The sequence below is a fragment of the Kitasatospora sp. MY 5-36 genome (assembly GCF_001182915.1).
In the GTDB taxonomy this organism is placed as follows: Bacteria; Actinomycetota; Actinomycetes; order Streptomycetales; family Streptomycetaceae; genus Kitasatospora.
The window spans coordinates 1-3,720 of sequence record NZ_LFVW01000282.1 but is presented as its reverse complement, the minus strand read 5'-3'; the positions used below and the strand labels follow the sequence as shown (position 1 = coordinate 3,720).

The following is a 3,720-nucleotide window of genomic DNA, read 5'->3' as shown; positions in this document are numbered from 1 at the left end:
CCGTCCCCGGCGGTGAGGGCCCGCCGCTGCTGCTGCTCGCCGGCTGGCCGCAGACCTGGTACGCCTGGCGCCTCCTGATGCCCGCGCTGGCACGGGACTTCCAGGTCGTCGCCGTCGATCCGCGCGGCGTCGGGCTGTCCGACAAGCCCCTGGACGGGTACGACACCGGCACGCTCGCCCGCGACCTGGTGGCGCTCATGGACGCGCTCGGGCACCACCGGTTCGCCATGGTCGGACACGACGTCGGCATGTGGACCGGCTACGCCCTGGCCGCGGACCACCCCGACCGGCTCGAACGCCTGGCCGTCGCCGAGGCCGCGATCCCCGGGCTCTCCCCCACGCCGCCGCTCTTCGGCAGCCAGGAGGCCAACGACCGGCTCTGGCACTTCGCCTTCAACCGCCTCGCCGGCGTCAACGAGCAACTGGTCGCCGGGCGGGAGCACCTCTACTTCGGCCACCAGTTCGCCACGAAGTCCGCGAAGCCCCTGCCCGACCACGCCGTCCGGCACTACGTCGACATCCTCGCCGCCGATCCGCAGGCGCTGCGCTGCAGCTTCGAGTTCTACCGGGCACTGGACACCACCATCGCCCAGAACCGGCAGCGCGCGGCCCGACGGCTCTCCCTCCCCGTCCTGGCGATCGGCGGAGCGGCGAACCTCGGCGCCTCGGTCGGCGCGACGATGCGGCTGGCCGCCGACGACGTGGAGACCCTGGTCCTCCCCGAGTGCGGCCACTACCCCGCCGAGGAGTCCCCGGAGGCGATGCTCTCCGCCCTGACGGCGTTCCTGGCGCCGTACCGCACCGGGCGGACCGTCTCGGGCTGAGACCGTCCACACCCACCCGCCCCGCGCGTCGCGGCAGACAAATGTTGAGTATTCAACTATGCTGCTGACAGCGGCGCCGGCCACCAGCGGTCGTCCGCCGAGGCGACCCGCCGCACCCGAGGAGGAACCGTGGAGCAGACCGTCACCGACAACACCGAGAAGTCCCGCTTCGAGATCCACGACGGCGGCGAACTCGCCGGCTTCGCCGAGTACCACCGCTCCGGCGACGAGATCGCCTTCATCCACACCGAGATCGACCCCCGCTTCGAGGGCCGAGGCCTCGCCGGCCGACTGGCCCGCGCCGCCCTGGACACGGCCCGCGACCAGCACCTCGCCGTCCTCCCCTACTGCCCCTTCATCCGCGGCTGGATCACCAAGCACCCCGAGTACGCCGACCTGGTCCCCGCCACCCACAGGGCCCGCTTCGGCCTCTGAGCAGCCGCGTACCTCGCCGTCCGGGCCGCCGCGGGAGGGCCCGGACGACTTCGGTCAAGATCCCGAACCCTTGTTCCACCGTTCGGTAAAGACACTGGATCACCGGACGCGTGCCGCCCTACGGTGGCGGCATGAGTGATCACTCCGAAGCACCCGTCGCACCCGTCCAGGCCTTTGAACCCCCGTACTACGTGGCCGTCTTCACCACGCTCCGGACGCAGGACCAGAGCGACTACAGCGAGACCAACGCCCGCATGGAAGAGCTGGTGAACGACATCCCCGGGTACCTGGGGATGGACCACGCGCAGACGCCCGGCGGACTGGGCATCACCGTCGGGTACTTCCGCGACGCCGACGCCCTCACTCAGTGGCGGACCAACGCCGAGCACCGCGCCGCGCAGAAGCGCGGGCGGGCCGACTGGTACGAGAGCTACACACTGCACGTGGCGAAGGTGGAGCGCAGCCACGGGTTCGTGCGGGCGTAGCTCCCGGGTGAGAGCAGAGCGGGGCGGGCGCCGCAGTGAGCAGCGCCCGCCCCGGCCGGCCATCAGGCGTCGGGCCTCAGGCCTCGACCTCAGGCGCGGCAGGTCCCGGTGGACCAGTCGACGGTCGCGGCGGCCTGCGAGTACTTCCACTCGGGGCCGAGCAGGTCGCGGTCGAGCTGTGCGGCCGCGTTGCGGTTCTCGACGATGTAGCCGAAGTCCTGCAGCCAGGCCGGGTACAGGTTCTTCGAGCCGATGTAGAACGCCGAGTCGTCGACCGCGACCAGCTTGTGGTGCAGCGCGTACGGGTGCCCGTCGGCCCAGGCGGCGGTGGGGGCCGCACGGAAGGAGGCGAGCTGGAGGTTGCCGCAGAGGGCCGCGTCGGCCTTGCCCCGGTCGCCGGTGAGCGCGGTGAGCCGGGCCTTCAGGACGTCGCTGATCTCGGCGAGGGACTTCATCTGCGAGTAGCCCCCGCTGCCCACGGTGCCCCGGTTGGCCGGGTCGCTGACCACGATCCGCACCTTGACCCCGGCGGCCAGCTTGGCGGCCAGCGTGTCGTAGAGCCGGGAGTCGTAGTGCGAGATCGGCGGGCAGGTGCCGTTCAGGTCCTGCTGGGAGATCTCGATGTGCCGCTGGGCGCTGCCGACCAGGGCGCGCAGGGCGTTCTCCTCGGGGTTGACGGTCTCGTAGTCGCGGTCGGCGTTGGTGTTGTCGTGCAGGGTCAGCGGGCCGCACTTGGCGTCCGCCGCCCCGGGGACGGGACCGGGCCGGTACCCGGAGGAGGGGTCCGCGTCCTTGATGCCGACGCCGAGGCCGCCGACGGCTATCACCGGGACGTTCCCGGCGGCGGGGGCGGACGGGTTGAGCTCGCGTTCGATGGACGGGCGGCAGGCGCCGCCGTCCGAGGAGGCGAACCACGCGTTGTCGAGGAGGCCGGTCCGGCCGCAGGTCCACTCCCAGAGGGTGTCCAGGTAGCGGCCGGCGGAGGTCGCGGCGGGGCCGGTGAGCGCGAGGTCGACGTCCGAGACGGGGTGCGAGGTGTCGAGGTAGTCCTTGCTCCAGCCGTTGATGCCGCCGGTGAGGACGGTGCGTCCGTCGACCACCAGGAGCTTGGAGTGGTTCCAGGAGAAGGCGGTGCGCGAGGAGGTCATCGAGGCGATGTTGAGGCTGACCGACGGGGCGGCCGGTCCGAGCTTCGCGACCAGGTCGTCCCGGTACCGCGACGGCAGCACGTTGGCGTTGTACAGCGGCGCCGCACCGACCAGGATGCGCACCACCGGGCGGTGCCCGGCAGCGACCGAGGCCTTGAGCCCGGCGACCAGGGCGTCCTCGAACCCGCCGTCGGGGAACGGCGCGAGGCTGGAGACGTCGACGGTCCGGGTGGCGGCGGAGACGTCGGCGGTCATCTTCGCGAGCAGCGCGCGGGTGCCGGGCCGGTCGGCGCAGGTGGCGTCGCCCCAGCAACCGGGCGTCTGGAACAGCCAGTTCGCGGGGCCGCCGGCCTGGTCGGCGCCGGCCAGGGCGTTGCCGTCGGTGCGCTGCCAGACGGTGCCCTCCAGGCCGGGCGACACCTGGCGCAGCACCTGCTCGACGGCGTCGATGTGGGTGGTGTCCGCGCCCTGTGCGGGGGCGGGGGCGGCGTGGGACGGCGCGGCCGACAGGACGGTGATCAGGGTGCTGGCCGCGACGGCGGCGAGGGCGCCGCGCAGGGCGCGGCGGGGTCGGCGGGAGCCGGGTCGGTACACGTGAGGATCCTTCAGAACGTGGCAGGCGTCGTGCTGTTCGCCTACGAGACACCCAGAGACTACCTGCTGGTAACACCCCATCAAACTTGCGCATGACAAGAGCACGAGCAGGCCCGACCGGCCCCGGCGAGCCCCGGCCCCTGGCTGCCCATCCGGTCAGCGGGTGACGGCGACGCCCCGCTTCCCGCTCGCCGCGACCGTGGCCGCGGCCGCCGCCCCCGGCACCCCGCGCCA

4 protein-coding genes are annotated in these 3,720 nt (G+C 72.8%); 3 read left to right on the top strand and 1 reads right to left on the bottom strand.

Annotation, left to right across the window (positions count from 1 at the left end):
- The 3 genes from AE652_RS19750 to AE652_RS19740 form a co-directional block, all read left to right on the top strand.
- The coding region (locus AE652_RS19750; RefSeq protein WP_049653357.1) for an alpha/beta fold hydrolase at window positions 1–824 on the top strand (824 nt) is incomplete at its 5' end.
- 129 nt (window positions 825–953) lie between these two features.
- Window positions 954–1,259, top strand: coding sequence for a GNAT family N-acetyltransferase (locus AE652_RS19745; protein WP_049653355.1), 306 nt, complete (start codon window positions 954–956; stop codon window positions 1,257–1,259).
- A gap of 131 nt (window positions 1,260–1,390) precedes the next feature.
- Complete coding sequence (locus tag AE652_RS19740) at window positions 1,391–1,744, top strand: antibiotic biosynthesis monooxygenase (RefSeq protein WP_049653354.1); 354 nt, start codon at window positions 1,391–1,393, stop codon at window positions 1,742–1,744.
- A gap of 89 nt (window positions 1,745–1,833) precedes the next feature.
- On the opposite strand, the gene AE652_RS19735 is transcribed toward AE652_RS19740, so the two are convergent.
- Window positions 1,834–3,486: a phospholipase D-like domain-containing protein gene (locus AE652_RS19735; protein ID WP_234348451.1), complete on the bottom strand. Its 1,653-nt coding sequence runs from the start codon at window positions 3,484–3,486 to the stop codon at window positions 1,834–1,836.
- Window positions 3,487–3,720 lie beyond the last annotated feature (234 nt).

Excerpts from the sequence above, each read along its gene's own strand:
- AE652_RS19740 (WP_049653354.1), top strand. The coding sequence starts at position 1,391 with ATGAGTGATCACTCCGAAGCACCCGTCGCACCCGTCCAGGCCTTTGAA.